Source organism: Nocardia sp. CA-128927 (assembly GCF_050955855.1).
Taxonomy (GTDB): domain Bacteria; phylum Actinomycetota; class Actinomycetes; order Mycobacteriales; family Mycobacteriaceae; genus Nocardia.
The window spans coordinates 5122171-5139138 of sequence record NZ_CP192087.1; the positions used below are offsets into that span (position 1 = coordinate 5122171).

General features: G+C 66.2%; 20 protein-coding genes. 10 read left to right on the plus strand and 10 right to left on the minus strand.

From position 1 onward, the window contains the following. Window positions 1-25: 25 nt before the first annotated feature. The 5 genes from ACQPW1_RS24035 to ACQPW1_RS24055 all read left to right on the plus strand — a co-directional run bounded on the left by ACQPW1_RS24035 (window position 26) and on the right by ACQPW1_RS24055 (window position 3974). Window positions 26-736, plus strand: coding sequence for a hypothetical protein (locus ACQPW1_RS24035; protein WP_433664958.1), 711 nt, complete (start codon window positions 26-28; stop codon window positions 734-736). Window positions 737-911: 175 nt separating this feature from the next. Then, on the plus strand, window positions 912-1358 hold the full coding sequence (locus tag ACQPW1_RS24040; protein WP_433664960.1) for a PaaI family thioesterase: 447 nt from the start codon (window positions 912-914) through the stop codon (window positions 1356-1358). Between the two features lie 81 nt (window positions 1359-1439). Further along, window positions 1440-1742 carry an urease subunit gamma gene (locus tag ACQPW1_RS24045; RefSeq protein WP_433664962.1) on the plus strand — a complete coding sequence of 101 codons (303 nt, stop codon included), beginning with the start codon at window positions 1440-1442 and terminating at the stop codon, window positions 1740-1742. 84 nt (window positions 1743-1826) lie between these two features. Then, the gene (locus tag ACQPW1_RS24050) at window positions 1827-2147 is read left to right on the plus strand and encodes an urease subunit beta (protein WP_433665323.1); all 321 of its coding nucleotides are present in this window, start codon (window positions 1827-1829) and stop codon (window positions 2145-2147) included. Between the two features lie 105 nt (window positions 2148-2252). Then, window positions 2253-3974, plus strand: a complete 1722-nt coding sequence (locus ACQPW1_RS24055; RefSeq protein ID WP_433664963.1) for an urease subunit alpha — start codon at window positions 2253-2255, stop codon at window positions 3972-3974. 3 nt (window positions 3975-3977) lie between these two features. Here the strand turns inward: ACQPW1_RS24055 and ACQPW1_RS24060 are convergent, their stop codons facing one another. Then, a complete protein-coding gene (locus ACQPW1_RS24060; protein ID WP_433664964.1) occupies window positions 3978-4508 on the minus strand; it encodes a DUF3558 family protein in 531 nt (176 codons plus the stop codon). Window positions 4509-4601: 93 nt separating this feature from the next. Then, a complete protein-coding gene (locus ACQPW1_RS24065; RefSeq protein ID WP_433664966.1) occupies window positions 4602-4943 on the minus strand; it encodes an ArsR/SmtB family transcription factor in 342 nt (113 codons plus the stop codon). Between the two features lie 385 nt (window positions 4944-5328). On the opposite strand from ACQPW1_RS24065, the gene ACQPW1_RS24070 reads away from it, so the two are divergent. Genes ACQPW1_RS24070 through ACQPW1_RS24080 form a run of 3 tightly spaced genes read left to right on the plus strand, consistent with a single transcriptional unit; the run spans window position 5329 to window position 7239 of the window. Continuing rightward, entirely contained in the window at window positions 5329-5517 is a 189-nt protein-coding gene (locus ACQPW1_RS24070) for a hypothetical protein (protein WP_433664967.1), read from the plus strand. Window positions 5518-5519: 2 nt separating this feature from the next. Then, window positions 5520-6464 (plus strand): magnesium transporter CorA family protein, encoded by a 945-nt coding sequence (locus ACQPW1_RS24075; RefSeq protein ID WP_433664968.1) that lies wholly within the window; start codon window positions 5520-5522, stop codon window positions 6462-6464. Window positions 6465-6519: 55 nt separating this feature from the next. Then, complete coding sequence (locus ACQPW1_RS24080; protein WP_433664970.1) at window positions 6520-7239, plus strand: TetR/AcrR family transcriptional regulator; 720 nt, start codon at window positions 6520-6522, stop codon at window positions 7237-7239. 19 nt (window positions 7240-7258) lie between these two features. On the opposite strand, the gene ACQPW1_RS24085 is transcribed toward ACQPW1_RS24080, so the two are convergent. The 6 genes from ACQPW1_RS24085 to ACQPW1_RS24110 form a co-directional block, all read right to left on the minus strand. Beyond that, window positions 7259-8320: a 2Fe-2S iron-sulfur cluster-binding protein gene (locus ACQPW1_RS24085; RefSeq protein WP_433664971.1), complete on the minus strand. Its 1062-nt coding sequence runs from the start codon at window positions 8318-8320 to the stop codon at window positions 7259-7261. Window positions 8321-8324: 4 nt separating this feature from the next. Next, window positions 8325-9272, minus strand: coding sequence for an SDR family NAD(P)-dependent oxidoreductase (locus tag ACQPW1_RS24090; protein ID WP_433664973.1), 948 nt, complete (start codon window positions 9270-9272; stop codon window positions 8325-8327). Beyond that, window positions 9269-10843 (minus strand): flavin-containing monooxygenase, encoded by a 1575-nt coding sequence (locus tag ACQPW1_RS24095; RefSeq protein ID WP_433664974.1) that lies wholly within the window; start codon window positions 10841-10843, stop codon window positions 9269-9271. Before ACQPW1_RS24095 ends, ACQPW1_RS24090 begins: the two co-directional genes overlap by 4 nt. Next, on the minus strand, window positions 10840-11703 hold the full coding sequence (locus tag ACQPW1_RS24100; protein WP_433664976.1) for a metal-dependent hydrolase: 864 nt from the start codon (window positions 11701-11703) through the stop codon (window positions 10840-10842). The genes ACQPW1_RS24095 and ACQPW1_RS24100 overlap by 4 nt, the downstream gene beginning before the upstream one ends. Before the next feature lie 43 nt (window positions 11704-11746). Further along, the gene (locus ACQPW1_RS24105; RefSeq protein ID WP_433664977.1) at window positions 11747-12625 is read right to left on the minus strand and encodes a metal-dependent hydrolase; all 879 of its coding nucleotides are present in this window, start codon (window positions 12623-12625) and stop codon (window positions 11747-11749) included. A gap of 124 nt (window positions 12626-12749) precedes the next feature. Further along, window positions 12750-13574, minus strand: a complete 825-nt coding sequence (locus ACQPW1_RS24110) for an amino acid-binding protein (RefSeq protein ID WP_433664979.1) — start codon at window positions 13572-13574, stop codon at window positions 12750-12752. Between the two features lie 575 nt (window positions 13575-14149). On the opposite strand from ACQPW1_RS24110, the gene ACQPW1_RS24115 reads away from it, so the two are divergent. Continuing rightward, the gene (locus ACQPW1_RS24115; protein WP_433664981.1) at window positions 14150-14437 is read left to right on the plus strand and encodes a hypothetical protein; all 288 of its coding nucleotides are present in this window, start codon (window positions 14150-14152) and stop codon (window positions 14435-14437) included. An 89-nt stretch (window positions 14438-14526) separates the two neighbouring features. On the opposite strand, the gene ACQPW1_RS24120 is transcribed toward ACQPW1_RS24115, so the two are convergent. Beyond that, complete coding sequence (locus tag ACQPW1_RS24120) at window positions 14527-15489, minus strand: NADP-dependent oxidoreductase (protein ID WP_433664982.1); 963 nt, start codon at window positions 15487-15489, stop codon at window positions 14527-14529. A gap of 91 nt (window positions 15490-15580) precedes the next feature. After that, window positions 15581-15706: a hypothetical protein gene (locus ACQPW1_RS24125; protein WP_433664983.1), complete on the minus strand. Its 126-nt coding sequence runs from the start codon at window positions 15704-15706 to the stop codon at window positions 15581-15583. Between the two features lie 284 nt (window positions 15707-15990). Between ACQPW1_RS24125 and ACQPW1_RS24130 the strand changes: the two genes are divergently transcribed. Then, window positions 15991-16893, plus strand: coding sequence for a S1C family serine protease (locus tag ACQPW1_RS24130; RefSeq protein WP_433665324.1), 903 nt, complete (start codon window positions 15991-15993; stop codon window positions 16891-16893). The last annotated feature ends 75 nt before the right edge of the window (window positions 16894-16968 follow it).

The following is a 16968-nucleotide window of genomic DNA, read 5'->3' on the forward strand; positions in this document are numbered from 1 at the left end:
TACGGCCAATCCTCGAGGAGGTTCAATGCCCGAGCTCATGACCACCTGCCCGCCGCGCCATACGCACATGGCGTTCGATCACACATGTGACAGGTTGCGCGCCCTGCAACCTGAGCATCCGCGTGTGTATGCGGTGGCGGCGATGGTCGAGCAGGGCAAGCGCCGATGGTGGCGGTTGGCCGACGGGGTGCGTGAGGGGCGGATCGAACGGATGTATCGCCGGCATGCGGCCGAGATGATCCGCGCCGATGTCGCGGCGGAGGTCGTGGCGACCGCGCTGATCCACGCGGTGATCGGCCGCGTTATCGCGCTGGTGGTGGCCGAGGGCCGGGCCTGGGATCCGGGCCTGGAGAACCTGTGGATCCACACCGACAACGACGGCGGCATCGACTGGGCAGGCCTGGGCGACACCACCATTCGCGTGCTCGACGGCGACCCGCTGGCCGACGAGTCCGGCGCGGTGGTGCTGCCGTGCGAGGGGGCGATGTACGTCTGGCTCGCGCATCGATGCGAGCCCTCGCTGACCCTCATCCAGTCGAGCATGGCCCGCTACTCGGGTCTCAGCGCGCGCCGATTCTGGTTGCTGGTCGGTGAATCCATCGCGGGTGCTTCGACTTACGTGCCCGACCTGGCCGGCACCGACGCGGTGGTCGGCACCCGTCGTGGTCAAGGGCTCTTGGCGGCACTGGAACAGCGCGGATTACCGGTTCGTCGCGCGACGGCCTTGCTAAGTTAGGTAAGCCTGACCTATACTCATAACCGGCGTAAGGATTGGTCGAGAGTCCCGAGGGCTGCGGAGACCCCCGATCCATTGCCGCGATGGGCTCCACTTCTAGCGGTGGAGCCCATCGCTTTTTCTTCGTGCGAGCCAGCGGTAATCGGCCGCGAGCGCTTGTGCAAAAGTGGAGCGCATGACAGAGCAGGAAAAACCGTCGGCGGATTGGCTGGCGACGATCACGCCGGAGCAGATGACGAAGGTCAGCGAGGGCACGTTCACCGACCTGATCGGCCTGCGGTACACCGACATCAGCCCGGATCGGGTGCGCGGCGAGTGGACCGTCAAGCCGCACCTGTACCAGCCCGCGGGCATCCAGAACGGCGGCGTCTACTGCACCATCATCGAGACGCTGGCCAGTGTCGCGGGCGGGGTCTGGTACGGCGGTCAGGGCCAGGTCGTCGGCGTGAACAACAACACCGACTTCCTGCGCGCGGTCCGTGACGGCAACCTCTACGGCGAGGCGACCCCGATCCACCGCGGCAGGTTGCAGCAGCTGTGGCAGGTGGTGATCACCGACGAGCAGGAGCGGGTGATCGCGCGCGGCCAGGTGCGCCTGCAGAACCTGCCGAACCGGGACTGACCAGGCGCTCGTCCCGCGTTCCCGGAACGGGCGTGCCAGAATTACCGTCACCCATCCACCCCGACCCGGTGAGGAGCCCGGATGCGACTGTCGCCGCATGAGCAGGAACGCCTGCTGCTGAGTTACGCGGCCGAGCTGGCCCGGCGCAGGCAGGCGCGCGGGCTCAAGCTCAACCATCCGGAAGCGGTGGCGCTGATCAGCGATCACGTGCTCGAAGGCGCGCGGGACGGCCGCTCGGTCGCCGAGCTGATGTCTTCGGGGCGAACGGTTCTCGCGCGCGCCGACGTGATGGAGGGGGTGCCGGAGATGATCCATGACGTCCAGGTCGAGGCCACTTTCCCGGATGGCACGAAGCTGGTCACCGTCCATCATCCGATCGGCTAGGAGGACTGGATGAGCGATCAGCGTGCAGCGGCCGGTGCCGATACCAGCACCGAAAGTCGTGTGCGCGACGACCTCCGGGTGGGCCTGATTCCCGGTGAATACCTTTGTGCCGAGGGCACTATCGAGCTGAACGCCGGTGCGATCCGGATCGAGCTCGATGTGGTCAACACCGGCGACCGTCCCGTACAGGTCGGCAGCCATGTGCATTTCCCGCAGTCGAATGCCGCACTGCGCTTCGACCGCGCCGCCGCACACGGCCACCGGCTCGACATCCCGGCAGGCACCGCGGTGCGCTTCGAACCCGGCCTGGGCCAGCGCGTTTCGCTGGTCCCACTCGGCGGCACCCGCGAGGTCCACGGCATCAGCCTGACACCGCCCGGCCACCTCGACGAGCCCGGTGAGTAGGCATAGCCGCACACTTTCTGATTTCCCGCAGACGAAATCGCATGCGATTCGATATGCGGGAAATCGAGAGGTGTGCGGCAATTGGGCAACCCTGGAGGGGAAACGATGACGGAGTTGAGCCGCGCCCGGTACGCGGAACTGTTCGGGCCGACCACCGGCGACCGAATTCGCCTGGCCGACACCGATCTCTTCGTCGAGATCACCGAAGACCGCAGTGGCGGACCGGGACTCGCGGGTGACGAGGCTGTCTTCGGCGGCGGCAAGGTGCTGCGCGAATCGATGGGCCAGGCCCGCGCGACCCGCGCCGACGGCGCCCCGGACACCGTGATCACCGGCGCGGTCATCATCGACCATTGGGGAATCATCAAGGCCGACATCGGTATTCGTGACGGCCGCATCTGCGGAATCGGTAAGGCAGGCAACCCCGACACCATGAACGGGGTACACCCCGACCTGGTCGTCGGCCCGTCCACCGAGATCATCGCGGGCAACGGCCGCATCCTCACGGCGGGCGCCATCGACTGCCACGTGCACTTCATCTGTCCGCAGCTGATGGACGAGGCACTCGGCGGCGGCATCACCACCCTGATCGGCGGCGGCACCGGCCCGGCCGAGGGCAGCAAGGCGACCACCGTCACGCCCGGTTCCTGGCACCTGGCCCGCATGCTCGAGGCCACCGACGGCTGGCCGATGAACATCGTGCTGCTCGGCAAGGGCAATACCGTCAGCGCCGAGGCGATGTGGGAGCAATTGCGTGGCGGCGCAGCGGGATTCAAGCTGCACGAGGACTGGGGCTCCACCCCGGCCGCGATCGACGCCTGCCTCACCGTCGCCGACGCGGCGGGCGTCCAGGTAGCGCTGCACTCGGACACGTTGAACGAGGCCGGTTTCGTCGAGGACACCCTCGGCGCGATCGCGGGCCGCGGCATCCACGCCTATCACACCGAGGGTGCGGGCGGCGGCCACGCGCCCGACATCATCACTGTCGCAGCACATCTCAACGTGCTGCCCAGCTCGACCAACCCGACCCGCCCGCACACCGTCAACACCCTCGACGAGCACCTCGACATGCTCATGGTGTGCCACCACCTGAGCGCGTCCATCCCCGAGGACCTCGCGTTCGCGGAGAGCCGGATCCGCCCGTCCACCATCGCGGCCGAGGACCTGCTGCACGACCTCGGCGCCATCTCGATGATCGGCAGCGACTCCCAGGCCATGGGCCGCATCGGCGAGGTGGTCATGCGCACCTGGCAGACCGCGCACGTGATGAAACGCCGCCGCGGCGCGCTGCCCGGCGACGGCGCCGCCGACAACGCCCGGGTCCAGCGCTACATCGCGAAATACACCATCTGCCCGGCCGTCGCGCACGGCCTCGACCACGAGATCGGCTCCGTCGAGGTCGGCAAGCTCGCCGACCTGGTGCTGTGGGAGCCCGCCTTCTTCGGCGTCCGCCCGCACGCCGTGCTCAAGGGTGGCGCCATCGCCTGGGCCGCGATGGGCGACGCCAACGCCTCCATCCCGACCCCGCAGCCGGTGCTGCTCCGTCCGATGTTCGGCGCGGCCCCGCTCGTCGCGGCCGCCACCTCGCTGCACTTCGTCTCCGAACAGGCCATCGACGACGGCCTCGCCGATCGCCTGCGCGTCAACCGAAAACTGGCCCCGGTCAAGAACGTTCGCGATCGCAAGAAGACCGACATGCCACACAACGACGCCATGCCGCGCATCGAAGTCGACCCGGACACCTTCACCGTCCGCATCGACGGCGAGGTCTGGACCGAACAACCCGCCACCGAACTCCCGATGGCCCAGCGCTACTTCCTGTTCTGAGGGCTAGGGCGACAGGTCGACCATGTTCGTGGCCAGTTCGAGTGCGGCCGCGCAGGGGTTGAGTGCTGTTGTCCGCGAACGGTTCTGGACGCGCCAGGTGATCGCGCCGTTGGCGGCGGCGGTGACCGCGCAGTCGCCGGGGTCGTGCGGGTTGCGGATGTAGAACGCGGTCGCGGTGACCGTGCCGAGGACGTGCTTGGTGATCACCATGTGCTCGGTCTGGAAACCGTCGGACCTGGCGCGGTCCCACAGCTGCTGGAGCGAGTCCTGCGCGGAGTAGGTGAAGCTGACGGTCGCGTCACCGTCGCCGACCTGGGCCTCCCAGAAGCAGACCTGTGGGGTGTAGTGCGTAGTCAGGCTGGCCGCGCGGACGGCGTCGCTGATCTGCTGGTTGGTCAGCGGCGCGCAGTCGGCATACGGGTCCGCGGACGCGGCGGGGGCGGCGTCCGGCGTGCTAGCGCTGCTACATCCCGTCACCAATCCGGCCAGGGCAATAACGGCAAGTCCGGCATTACGGACAGAGAACGGGTTCATCACCGCTCCCTTTCTGGATCATTAACGGGTCAGACCAGGTCACGGTACCCAGCGGTACGACGACACGCGACCTGAGCGGCAGCGATCTTGCTCTCAGTCGCCGCGGCCCTCGGGCAGGTCCCCGCCGTGCAGCCGGTGATGACGGAAGGCGAGGCGGACGATGTCGGCGATGCCCGCATCGGCGATCGTGTAGACATTGCGTCGGCCCTCTTTGCGCATGCGGACCAGACCGGCGAGTCTGAGCTTGGCGAGGTGCTGGCTGACCGCGGGCACCGTTTGGCCGATATCGATGGCCAGCGTGCCGACGTCGCGTTCACCCTGACTGAGCAACCAGAGGATCTGCAGCCGGGCGGTGGCCGCGAGCATGCCGAAAACCGCTGCCGCGTCCTGTAGTTGAGCCGCCGGGATGGGACCCGGCTCGCCGTGCTCGGTCACATCCGCCTCCAACCTGTCCGTAGCGTGGCATGGAGTCGAATACTTGCGCAACTGATTGACGAACGTACGACGGCGGGTTTCTAATGATGGGTGCGCAATTCTGCGTAGATGAGCAACCAACGAAGCGGGGTGAGCGGCTGATGCCGGTTGACAGTATCGACGTCTCTAGCCGGACCGCCTTAGCGAAACGGGTTGTGCCGGTTCGTCGTTGATCTGCCCGCGCGATCCGTGGCCGAGCTGAGCGGCCGGCCGATCGCCTGACGCGGCACCTATTCTCAACATTCTTCGACCCGACGGGCCGACGCACACGGCGTCGGCCTGTGTAGTCCCGCGCGGTTGGCGGGCGCTGTCACCACCAGACGCTACGAAGCATTGGAGTTCCGCCATGGCGATCATGTTCAAGAGGGCCGAAACACCGCACCGCGCACCGAATCTGGAGCGACAGTCGATCTGGTTCACAGTCGGTCTCTACCTGCTGATCAGCGCGGGACTGCTGACCATGCATTACGCCCACCCGCAGGGCCCCGTCGGCTCGTCGTCGGTCTCCCCGGCCCACGCGTCCTACGGCCGGTAGCGATGCGTGCCCTGACCAGCGCCGTGACCACCGATCGGTTCGACACCGAAGTCCTGCAACAACATTGGATACCCCTCGCGGCCACCGACAGCGACACCGCCGCGGTGCTGCGCGAGCGGCTCGGCATCGACTTCGCCGCCGCGCGCAACCGGGTCTGGGAGACCGACAACTTCCTGTACCTCCCGGTCGTCGCCAACTACAAGAGCGGCGACTCGATCGAGCGCGAAACGATCGTCTTCGCCCTTGGTTCGGAATTCCTGGTGACGCTGCAACCGGACGAGCACTTCATCCCGTTCGACAAGGCGATCGCGAAGATGCGCCGCAACCCGACGCTCACCGGTTCCTCGCACGGGGTGATGTACGCGCTGCTCTGGGCGCTGAACGAGGCGTCCGAGCGGGTCATCTACTACGCCAGCGACGCGCTGGAGGCGATGAACGACGAGATCGAGATGGCCACCAACGGTTACGACCAGCGCGGCCGCGAGATCGGCGTGGCCGACATGCGCGGCACCATGTCGCGGATGAACGCGGCCGAGGAGATCGTCTCGCGCACCCAGGAGACCCAGCTCCAATTGGCCCGTGCCGCACGGCATCTGATGGCCGACATCACCGTGCACAGCGCCGAACTGGAGAGCCTGCTCGCCATCCTGATCGCCGACATCGACGGGGTGAAACAGCACGCGGGCTTCGAGCACGACAAGGTGCGTTACCTGCAGCAGTCGGTGATGACCTGGCTGGACGTCAAACAGAATCAGATCGTCAAGGTGTTCACCATCATCACCGCGGTCTTCCTGCCGCCCACCCTGATTGCCACCTTCTACGGCATGAACTTCACCTGGATGCCCGAACTGGAATGGCAGCACGGTTTCCTCGCCACCACTCTCATGACCCTGGTGGCTGCGGTGATCCCGCTCGCCTACATCAAGCGAAAGGGCTGGCTGCGCTGACCGGTTGGCGGCCCGAACGACGTGGCCGCGGCCGGTATTCAATATCATGACAAGCATGACGGCCGCCGGTAGCAGCTCGCCCGACGCGCCGCGTCCGGATGCACGGACCGAACGATGGCGTGCGCATCGGGAGCAGGTGCGTGGCGAATTCGTCGACGCCGCCTTCCGGGCGCTCGCCGAACACGGGCCCGACGTGAGCATGGACGACATCGCGCGGGCCGCTGGGTGTGCGAAACCGAAGCTGTACCGGCACTTCGCGGACAAGACCGATCTGTACCTGGCGATCCTGGAGCGGGTGCAGAGCATGCTGTGGGAGCGGGTGCTCGCGAAGATCAGCCTGACCACCGATTCGGTGGCCGAGCTGATCCGCATCGTCACCGCCGAGTATGTCGCCGTGGTGGAGGAGCAGCCCGATGTGTTCCGTTTCCTGGTGCACAGTCGGCTGGCGCAGCAGGCCGAGCAGCCCGAACGCGCCATCGAGGTGGCGCAACGGTCGGCGCTGCTGGCGGCCCAGATGGTCGAGGAGCGGCTCGAAGGACAGAACGTCGACACCGGCAGTTTGGAGTTGACCGCCTACGCCATCTTCGGCGCGGTCGGCTCGGCCACCGACTGGTGGCTCGGCGCCAACCGGACCAGGGCCGAGGCGATGTCGACCGAGCGGTTCGCTCAGCACGTGAGCATCATCGCCAGGAACATGCTCGACGGGGTCGCCGAGCTCAACAACCTACCGCTCGACGTGGCGCAGCCAGCGCACCTCGCGTTCGACCCGGAGTGAATTACGCTCGGCGGCAACGTTACTGGTCGAAGGCGATGTGTACGCGGGGTGACTCCGGGAGGGTTTGGCAGGCGAGGGTCAGTCCGAGGGCGATCTCGTCATCGATGAGTGCCTCGTTCTGTCGCATTCGAGTGCGGCCCTGTTTCACGGAACAGACGCAAGTGCCGCAGGCTGATTCGCGGCAGACGTAGGGCGCGTCGATTCCGTTGTCCAGCAATACATCCAGTAGGGGAGTGTGTTTGGGCCATTCCAGGACATGGGTTTCCCCGTCTATGTCCACTTCGGCAATGGCTACGTCACCGAGTGGTGTTGTGACGGGCGTGCTTCCGTTCGTTCGGATGGGTTCGTCGAAGGGCTTCGCCGCCAGGGACCGGTATTCCTCGGTGTGTATGCGGGCAGCGGGTACTTGCAACGCAGCGGCGGCAGCGCCGACCACCGTCATGAATCCGGCAGGCCCGCAGCGAAACCAGTCACGACCGGAATGCGGTCGTACGAGTTCCGCGACGGGATTCGGAGTTGGCAACCCACGCTCCGACTCGAGCCAGTGCAGCACCCGTAACCGATCCGGGTACTGGTGCGCCAACTCGTCGAGGGTGTCCGCGAAGATCACCGATTCGCGATCCCGATTCGCATACAGCACAACGACATTCCCGCTGCCAACGACCATCATGGATTTGATGATCGATAGCACCGGCGTGATGCCGCTGCCCGCCGCGCACAGCAGTACATCGGCATCCAGATCGCGCGGCCCGAACGAACCGGACGGCTCCAGCACCGTGATCAGATCGCCGACGGCAACGGTCTCGCAGATCAGGTTCGATGCGTACCCATCGGCAATCCGCTTGACCGTCACCGCGATCCGATCATCACAGTGCGGGCTGCTGGACAGCGAATAGCAACGGGCCACCGAACTGGTTTGCGTACTGGGCACCCGCAGAGTGAGGAACTGCCCCGGCCGATACCGGAACCGCTCGCTCAACTCGTCGGGCACCTCGAACACCAACGTGCGGGCATCAGCCGTCTCCTCGATCACCGCACCGACCTTGAGCACATGAACGCGCACGCCGTTGTCCGCGCTCATCGCCCTACCTCGGCACCTCGACCGGCGCTGAAACAGGCTGCGCTGCGACCGGACTCGCCGAAACCAGATCGATCAACCGGAGCACCCGCCGCCCGATCCGTTCGATCCGCTCGACATCCAACGGCTGGGTGATCCGTCGATTCACGCCCGGCGCGATGCGTAACATGAAGTACCCCAACCAAGCCTCCGCCCGAACTGGCACGACCGCAAGGTCGTAGCGCACCGCCCGCTCTGCCGCCCGCGCGACCAGATCCGGACTCAACGGCGAGAACGGCAGTTTCGCCGCCACCTCCTGCACCCGCCGCGCCATTTCCTTGCCGCGCGCGATCAACTCCTGATCGACACCGACGGTGATCGCGTGCTCACCGATATTGGTGTTGATCACCCCTGGGCAGATCGCACTGACCCCGATTCCCTTGGGCCCGAACTCGAGTCGCAGACACTCGGTGAGCATCTTCACCCCGGCCTTGGACACCGAGTACGCCGACATCACCGGCGTCGGCGTGAACGCGGCCGCCGACGCGATGTTCACGATGTGGCCGCGCTTGCGGTTGTCGATCATCTGCTGCCCGAACACCCGGCAGCCGTGCACCACACCGAGCAGATTCACGCTCAGCTGACGATCCCAGTCGGCGGGCGTCAGATCGACGAACGCGCCGCTGACCAGCATGCCCGCATTGTTGACCAGCACATCCGGCACGCCGTGGTCGGCGAGCACGTCCCGCGCGAACGCTTCCCACGCGCTCGGATCGGTCACGTCGAGCCGAGCGGCGGAGGCCCGCTGCCCGCGCGCGTGGATCATCGCCTCGGTCGCCAGGGCCGAATCCAGATCCAGATCGGAAACCACGACGTGCGCGCCCGCCTTGGCGAACCGAATCGCGATCGCCCGGCCGATGCCACTGCCCGCACCGGTCACCACCACCAGTTCCGGGTGGATGTTGGTGATTCTCATACGGATTCCTCGAGGATCGCGCCGGTCCGCGGTGCGGGCACGGTCTGCCGGTAGTGGTAGTCGTCGAGATCGAAATGCCGGTTCTGCCAGTACATCTCGCCGTGCGTGGACGGACGGAACGGCGAATCGCCGTGGCTGTTGATGTAATAGGTGTTCGAGCCGGCGCAGGCGGAGGTGAACAGGAAGTTCTTCTCCTGGCGGCGTAGGCATTTGGCGAAGTACTCGTCGTGCGCGTGCTGGCTGATCTCGCACACGGTCGCACCGCGTCGCTTGGTCTCGGCGATGGCCCGGCTCAGATGCGCGGCCGTGGCCTCGATCATCCAGATGTAGGAACCGAGCACGAAGCCGTAGGGCCCGGTGATGGTGAACATGTTCGGGAACCCGGGCACCGAAACGCCGTGGTAGGCCTGGAACCGATTGCGGTCCCAGAACTCGCCGAGATCGAGCCCGTCGCGACCGGTCACCGGGAACGGCGGTATCGAATCCTTCTCCCACAGCTTGAATCCGGTGGCGCAGATCAGCACGTCGACCTGATGCTCCACCCCGTCCTCGGTGGTGATGCCGCGTTCGCCGATGAAGCCGATCGGATCGGTGACCAGGCTGACGTCCGGTCGATCGAACGTCGACAGGTAGTCGTTCGACATCGACGGCCGCTTACAGCCGAGCCCGTAGGCCGGAATCAGCTTCTCCCGGATGACCGGATCCTTTACCTGGGCCCGCATCCACCGCCGCGCCGGAATCTCGGCCAGCCGACGCCCTGCGTCGCCGAGCCAGGTCGGGCCCGCGATCATGCCGCCCATGCCGATCTCGGTCGCGATGGTGCCGAGCATGCGGATACCGGAACGCATCCACGGCCGTTCGAGCACCGCGCGGCCGATCCGCCCAACCGCCGCATCGGATTTCGGGAACACCCAGATCGGCGTCCGCTGGAACACGCTCATGTGCGCCACTTCATCGACGATGGCGGGCACCAGCTGCAACGCGGTCGCGCCGGTCCCGATCACCGCGACCCGCTTGCCGGTCAGTGCGACATCGTCGTCCCACAGCGCGGTGTGGATCAGGGTGCCGCCGAAGTCCTGCAAGCCCGGAATGTCGGGCATCTTCGGACGTTCCAGCCCACCGATCGCCATCACGACGTAGCGCGCGGTAAGCGTCCGGCCGCCGTCGGTACCGAGCAGCCACAGGCTGTCCTCGGCGTCGAACACCGCCGAGACGATCGTCGTGTTCAACCGCAGCTTCGGCCGCAACCCGTACTTGTCGACCATCCCCTCGGCGTAATCGCGCAACTCGGTGCCGGGCGCGAAGATTCGCGACCAGTCACCGCGCTGCTCGTAGGAGAAGCTGTAGATGAACGACGGGATATCTACGGCGACACCGGGATAGGTGTTGGCATGCCAGGTCCCGCCGACCCGATCCCACTTGTCCACGATGACGAAGTCGTGAATGCCTTTCCGTTGCAGGGCGATCGCGGCACCGATGCCGCCGAACCCCGCCCCGATCACGATCACCTCGTGCGGCCTCGCGCATTCGCGACTCGCAAGCGCTCCTTGATCGGGCAGCGCCGCGCTCATCGGACACGATCCACGAGAGCGCCTTCGGCGCCGAACAACTCGATCTGCCACTGCCGTAGCAGGGCTGCGGTGTCCACGTCGTCCGGGTGGAAGCCCGGCTTCAGATACACCTGGATCTCACCGAGCAGGCCGCGCACGATCGGTCCTCGAATCAGCCGGTAGGACTGCCGAGCGACTGTGATCGGCCGCCAGGCCGGGGGATCGGCGATGATCGAGGCGAACACCCCGAGTCCGACCACCGGAATCGTGAAGGCATGCAACACCGACATGATCGCGATCCGCAGCCACTCCGGCCCGCCGACCGAGCGATAGACGTCGAACGCCACCGACTTGTGCTCCAGCTCTTCGAGCGCGTGCCAGTTGAGCAGGTTACGCACCTCGGGATCGGCTGCGAGTTCCTGGATTTCGGCGCTGGACAGCACCCGCGCCGCCAGGACCGCGGTGTAGTGCTCGGCCGCGGCCGTGATGGCCAGATGGGCGGCGGGTGATGCCAGTCGCTCGGCCCGCTGTACGAGTTCGCCTCGCTCGCTGACGAACCGGGGAAGGGGATAGCCGAGCGCGAACAGCTGCTCGTTCAATCTGCCGTGCTGCTGGCCGTGCACCGCCTCCTGGCCGATGAACGCCGCGACCCGCTTCTTGAGCACCGGATCGGTGATCTGGTCGGCGAATCGGCGCACCGACCGGATGAACGATTCCTCGCCGGGTGGGAAGGCGGCCGAGAGCAGCGCGACAAGATGGCTGAGCACGATGTCGTCGCCCGCGTAGTACTTGGTCATCGGTTCCGGTTCGCCGAAGCGGAATTTCATCCGCCGCACCTTCGGGTAGCCGCCCGCGCCGGTGTGCTGCACGCTGGAAGTCATGTGAATCTCCGTTGATTCCGGGGTTGTTCGGTTGGGTGATCAGCTACTTCAGGTGATCGACGAGGGTGCCCTTCGTGCCGAAGAGCTCTTTCTGCCAGCGCTCCAACAACTCTCGTGAGTCGATGTCGTCGGGATGGAAGCCGGGCCGCAGATACAGCACCAGCTCGCGGCCGAGACCACGGAACACCGGGCCGCGGAACAGCGTGAAGGCCTCCCTGGCCAGGCTCAGCGGGTAACGCCGGGCATCCGGGTCGCGGCTGAGCGACGCGGTGAGGGTGACGGCCGTGAGCGGGAGAGTGAGCGCAACCAACGTCGCCATCGTGAGGATGCGCATCGTCTCCGTGCCGCCGACCGCGCGGTAGACATCGAAGGCCACCGACTTGTGCTCGAGTTCCTCGAAAGCGTGCCAGTTCAACAGGTTTCGCACCTCTTGATCACCGGCCAGCGCCTGGATCTCGGGACTGGACAGCACGCGCTCGGCCAGCACCGCCGTATAGTGCTCGGCCGCTGCCGTAGCGGCCAAGTGCAACCGTGCGGGGAGGCGCTGCTCGAAGCGCTTCTGCCGCTCGACAACCGTAGGCGCGTCCAGCCATTCGATGGCATAGCCCATCTCGACGAGCTTCTCGTTGAGCCGCCGATGTTCCTGGCCGTGCATCGCCTCCTGGCCGATGAACCCGGCGACCCGCTTCTTGAGCACCGGATCGGTGATCTCATCGGCGAACCGCCGCACCGACCGGATGAACGACTCCTCGCCGGGCGGGAACCCCGCGGACAGTCCGGCGATGAAGTGGCTGAACACCATGTCACCGCCCGCGTAGTACTTCGACATGGGCACCGGCTCGCCGAAGCGGAATCTGATTCGCCTCGCCCTCGGATATCCGCTGCCCGTGCGGTCCTTGGTTCGCAAACCTTGCTCGGTCATCTCGCACCTCATTGAGCTCGGTACCGTCAGTATGCGGTACTACTAGTACGATACCGTCTCAGACGGATTGAGCAAGAGGTCTTCGGAATGACGCAGGTAGACGGAATTCTGTTGTGACTGTTCGTCAGCGGTGTCTGGTAACGCTGCGGGCCAAGTCGGTCAGGCGGTGCGCGCGGGCGTTCTCGGCCGGGGTGAACGGTTCATCAGGTCGGCTGAAGATGAGCGGACGATCCGCCTGCCACGGCACGACCAGGGTGGTTCCGTCGAACGCGAGGTCGCGGTGCACGAAGGTGCCCGGGGTCAGGTAGCGGGCGCCGAGCAGTTCGGCGATGGCCAGAGGGAGTTCGGCGGGATCGGACGCGACGCGGGCGGCGATGCCGAGTGCCTTGGTCTGGCCGTCGATCAAGGCGAACGCCGAGGCGGGCCAGATGCGCACCTCGGATCCGCCGCCATGCACGACTGCGGCCGACAGGGCGTCCGGGGTGATGCCCGCCGGCGCGGCGACGACCAGCTCGTTGAGGACGCCCGATTCGAGTTGGTGCACATGGACATTGAGGATGTTCGCGCTGCGGCGGGCCAGTTGCCTGGCGAGCGATTCGAGCTGACCCGGGCGATCGTGCACGCGGACGCGGATGCGCCACAGGGTGGGCGCGCGGTCGACGTCGTCCCGGCTGCGTAGTTCGGGCCCGTGCAGCCACGCGCCGAGCACGCGGGTGGCCGAGGGTTCGACGACCCAGATGACGAGCGTGGTCGTGCTGATCGTCAGCAGGACCACGGTGAGTAGATACGGCGGGTGGTAATAGAGGACAAGCGCGTGCAGCGCGAGTTCGACAGGAAATACCGCGGCCAATTTGGCCAGCGTCAACCGCGCTCGGCGTGGGTGCGGTAATCGGCCGCATACGTCACACGCCAGAACATGTACACGAGGTCGTGCTCGCATCGGACGCATGCGCACAGCGTCCGGCTCCATCGTTTCCGTTCCCGTGCCGAATGTGTAACGCCGCAGTGAAATCGGAACGGAAAGTGGTTGAGCGGCAGGAGTTTACGTGGTGATGCTGGACACAGGGCAGGCGGTGGGTGTTCGGGCACACAGTTATCGGACGAGCTGGTGGGATTTGCGCGGTAATCCAGAGTGTTGCCGTGGATCGGCGCACCGCCCGGATAGTGCCGAATGTCCAGCCTCGTAAATCTCCGTACGGCAGATTCGCATGCGCGAAATGCCAACGCCATTCCGTCGAGGTCTACCGGGATCTGAACTTCGGGATCCGTTGAGCGTTTCGAATTCGTGTCGATTTTCGCCGCAGGGTTGTGTCGGTGCGATCGCGGACGAGATGGGTGCACGGCGGCGGGGGTCGATCGTCTCGTGACGGAATGTTTGCTCAAATGTTGCGGAGTTGCCTGTGTCGGGTTACCTTCTTCTTGAACGGATAGTCGTAAGTGCCCTGCCTGTTGAGTAATACCGGGAGCATCCGATGAGGAACCGACTTGTAGCTGCAACATTGCTTCTGCTGGGTCGTGGGTGACATGACCATGATCATCACGCCCGCCGACGACCTGCTGGCCACGAACGAGTTCCTCCGGGACGGCGTCCGAATGAGCGTCGAAATCGGCCGCCCGCAGCCGTACCCCACCGGGTCGGGCTGGCGCTGCCGCGTCCGCGTCGAATGCGGGAGCACCCGCCTCGAACAATCCCAGGTCGTGGCTCCGACCGCCCACGAAGTCCTCCGCGTGGCCCTCGAGTTGGTCACCACCCGTCTGCACATGACGGAATCGGAGTTCTTCGAAAGCGCCACCATGAGCCCGGCCGCCTGATCTGAATCCCCAACGGCCTTAGTCCGATTGGACGAACCCCGCTCTCGCCGAGAGCAGAGTTCGTACGTCGAGTCAGCCGCGAGGAACGGTCATGGGACCAACACCAACTTGCCGGGGGCGTGGCCGCTGATCCCGTCCTGGTGCGCCCGCGCCGCCTCCGGCAAGGGGTAGATGTTGTCGATCAGCACCCGCAGGTCGCCCGCGCCCGCACTGGCGGCCAGATCCGCGCGCGCCGCCTGCCGGAATTCCGTACCCGCGTCCTGGCCCGGCCCGTAGCCGAGCAGTTTGATCCCGGCGTCCGCGCGACGACCCGACCCGGTGATCGAGGCGATGCGCTGCGGATCGGCCACCAATTCGAGGGACGTGTCGAGCGCTTCGTCGCTGCCCGCGCAGTCCACCGCGGCGGTGACGCCACCCGGCGCGGCGGCCCGCACCCGGTCGAGCAGCCCACTGCCGTAACTCACCGGGATGGCGCCGAGGCCACGCAGCACTTCGTGATTGCGTTCGGCGGCGGTGGCGATCACGGTCGCGCCCAGCGCGGCGGCCAATTGCACGGCCAGCAGGCCGACCCCGCCCGAAGCACCGTGGATCAGCACGGTGTCGTCCGGGCCCACACCGGCGGCGTGCAAGGCGTGCGTCGCGGTGGTACCCGCGAGCATCAACGACCCGGCCTCGTGCCAGCCCAGACCGGCAGGCTTGGGGATCAATGCGGTGACGGGCGCGGTGACGTAATCGGCATAGGCCCCGGTGGCCGGGTAGACGATGACCTCATCGCCGACCTGGACCCCGGTCACCTCCGAACCGATGGCGGTGACGACGCCCGCGCACTCCATGCCGATCCGAGGCATGTCCTCGGCGACTCCGGCGGCAGCCTTGTGCTTATCCTCCACGGTGTGGAAGGCGCCGCTGTAGATCTTCCAGTCGATGGGGTTGACCCCGGCCGCGCGGACTTGCACGACGACACCGTCGACGGCAGGCTGCGGTACTGCGGTCTCGACGATCTGCAGTACTTCCGGTGTGCCATAAGCCGTCGGTCGCACGGTCCTTGCCATAAGTTGTTCACTCCTGTCTCGGTCGGCCGCTGCGCACGCAGCAGCCGTGGGTAAATGCGGATAGATGTGGTCTCGTAGCGTGTTGAAACGCCTACTTGTCGGGGGCACCGTTCAGCGCGGCATTGCCGTGCAACGTCGCGCACGGATTCACCCGCGCACCAAGCGAACCGAACGCATCCCGGCGGGAGGCCAGGGAAGCTGTTGGTCCGTTTGTCATGGATCAAGTGTCAGTCGCCAATGACATGATGTCCAGTGCATAGTTGGCACAGCAATGTTGCGTTGAACGCAATTCAGAAAACGTTTCGATCGCCGAACGCCACGCCGCCAAAGTCGAAGCGCGGCTGGTGGGCTCGGCTGCACCGGCTGTTTAGGCGACGGTAGGGCGTCGATTGGTTGTGCGTGTGGTGAACACGGTGCGCCCAGCGCGGAGTGCGGGCATGCTGGAGGGGTTGGTGCAACGTGTAATCAGGGGTGGTGGTCGACGTGGACGATGACGCTGCGATGGATGCCTATTCGCGCACGGTGATCAGGGTGGCCGCCTCGGTTACCCCACACGTGGCCAGCGTGCGAACCAGACGGGGCAGCGGATCGGCGGTCGTGTTCACCGACGACGGCTTCATGCTGACGAACGCGCACGTCGTCGGGTCGGCCGACGGCGGCGAAGTGGTGTTCGCCGATGGGGTGGAAGCCAAGTTCGATGTCGTCGGGATCGACCCACTATCGGATCTGGCGGTGCTGCGTTCGCGCAACGGTGCGCCGGGAGCGGTCACGCTGGGCGACGCGGATGAACTCGTCGTCGGTCAACTGGTTGTCGCCGTTGGCAGCCCACTCGGACTGGCCGGTTCGGTCACCGCCGGGGTAGTGAGCGCGCTGGGTCGTGCTGTCCCGGTTGCCTCGCGCCGCGCCGGACGCGTAATCGAAGACGTGATCCAAACCGACGCTGCCCTCAACCCCGGCAATTCCGGTGGTGCGCTGTCGGATTCGGCAGGGCGCGTGGTCGGCATCAACACGGCCGTCGCGGGAATCGGTCTGGGCCTTGCGATCCCGATCAACGCGACGACCCGCCGCATCATCGGCACGCTGCACACCGACGGCCGAGTCCGCCGCGCCTACCTAGGCCTCGTCGGCATGCCTGCCCCACTGCCCGCCAGCGTCGCCGCTCGGACCGGCCAGGCAGCCGGGGTCCGCATCATGGAAGTCGTCCGCGGCGGCCCAGCCGAACAAGCCGGTCTCCGGCGCGGCGACCTGGTGCTGAGCGTCGCCCGCGCCGAAGTCCGTGACGCCCAAGGTATTCAACGACAGCTGTTCGCCGACGCAATCGGCATCAAACTCCCCGTCACCGTTCTGCGCAACGGCGCGATGGTCGATGTGATCGCCGTCCCTATCGAATTGACCGTCGACTGAACTGACTGCCCAGATGCGCTGGGGTTTCGACGGATTCGTCCCCCACAGCTCGTACGGGCATTCCGCAAAGCGCGG

Excerpts from the sequence above, each read along its gene's own strand:
- ACQPW1_RS24075 (WP_433664968.1), top strand. The coding sequence starts at position 5,520 with ATGCGTGCCCTGACCAGCGCCGTGACCACCGATCGGTTCGACACCGAA.
- ACQPW1_RS24035 (WP_433664958.1), top strand. The coding sequence starts at position 26 with ATGCCCGAGCTCATGACCACCTGCCCGCCGCGCCATACGCACATGGCG.
- ACQPW1_RS24125 (WP_433664983.1), bottom strand. The coding sequence starts at position 15,706 with ATGACAAACGGACCAACAGCTTCCCTGGCCTCCCGCCGGGATGCGTTC.
- ACQPW1_RS24090 (WP_433664973.1), bottom strand. The coding sequence starts at position 9,272 with ATGAGAATCACCAACATCCACCCGGAACTGGTGGTGGTGACCGGTGCG.
- ACQPW1_RS24085 (WP_433664971.1), bottom strand. The coding sequence starts at position 8,320 with ATGAGCGCGGACAACGGCGTGCGCGTTCATGTGCTCAAGGTCGGTGCG.
- ACQPW1_RS24055 (WP_433664963.1), top strand. The coding sequence starts at position 2,253 with ATGACGGAGTTGAGCCGCGCCCGGTACGCGGAACTGTTCGGGCCGACC.
- ACQPW1_RS24115 (WP_433664981.1), top strand. The coding sequence starts at position 14,150 with ATGACCATGATCATCACGCCCGCCGACGACCTGCTGGCCACGAACGAG.
- ACQPW1_RS24120 (WP_433664982.1), bottom strand. The coding sequence starts at position 15,489 with ATGGCAAGGACCGTGCGACCGACGGCTTATGGCACACCGGAAGTACTG.
- ACQPW1_RS24110 (WP_433664979.1), bottom strand. The coding sequence starts at position 13,574 with ATGCGTCCGATGCGAGCACGACCTCGTGTACATGTTCTGGCGTGTGAC.
- ACQPW1_RS24100 (WP_433664976.1), bottom strand. The coding sequence starts at position 11,703 with ATGACTTCCAGCGTGCAGCACACCGGCGCGGGCGGCTACCCGAAGGTG.
- ACQPW1_RS24045 (WP_433664962.1), top strand. The coding sequence starts at position 1,440 with ATGCGACTGTCGCCGCATGAGCAGGAACGCCTGCTGCTGAGTTACGCG.
- ACQPW1_RS24080 (WP_433664970.1), top strand. The coding sequence starts at position 6,520 with ATGACGGCCGCCGGTAGCAGCTCGCCCGACGCGCCGCGTCCGGATGCA.
- ACQPW1_RS24060 (WP_433664964.1), bottom strand. The coding sequence starts at position 4,508 with ATGAACCCGTTCTCTGTCCGTAATGCCGGACTTGCCGTTATTGCCCTG.
- ACQPW1_RS24070 (WP_433664967.1), top strand. The coding sequence starts at position 5,329 with ATGGCGATCATGTTCAAGAGGGCCGAAACACCGCACCGCGCACCGAAT.
- ACQPW1_RS24105 (WP_433664977.1), bottom strand. The coding sequence starts at position 12,625 with ATGACCGAGCAAGGTTTGCGAACCAAGGACCGCACGGGCAGCGGATAT.
- ACQPW1_RS24095 (WP_433664974.1), bottom strand. The coding sequence starts at position 10,843 with ATGAGCGCGGCGCTGCCCGATCAAGGAGCGCTTGCGAGTCGCGAATGC.
- ACQPW1_RS24130 (WP_433665324.1), top strand. The coding sequence starts at position 15,991 with ATGGATGCCTATTCGCGCACGGTGATCAGGGTGGCCGCCTCGGTTACC.
- ACQPW1_RS24040 (WP_433664960.1), top strand. The coding sequence starts at position 912 with ATGACAGAGCAGGAAAAACCGTCGGCGGATTGGCTGGCGACGATCACG.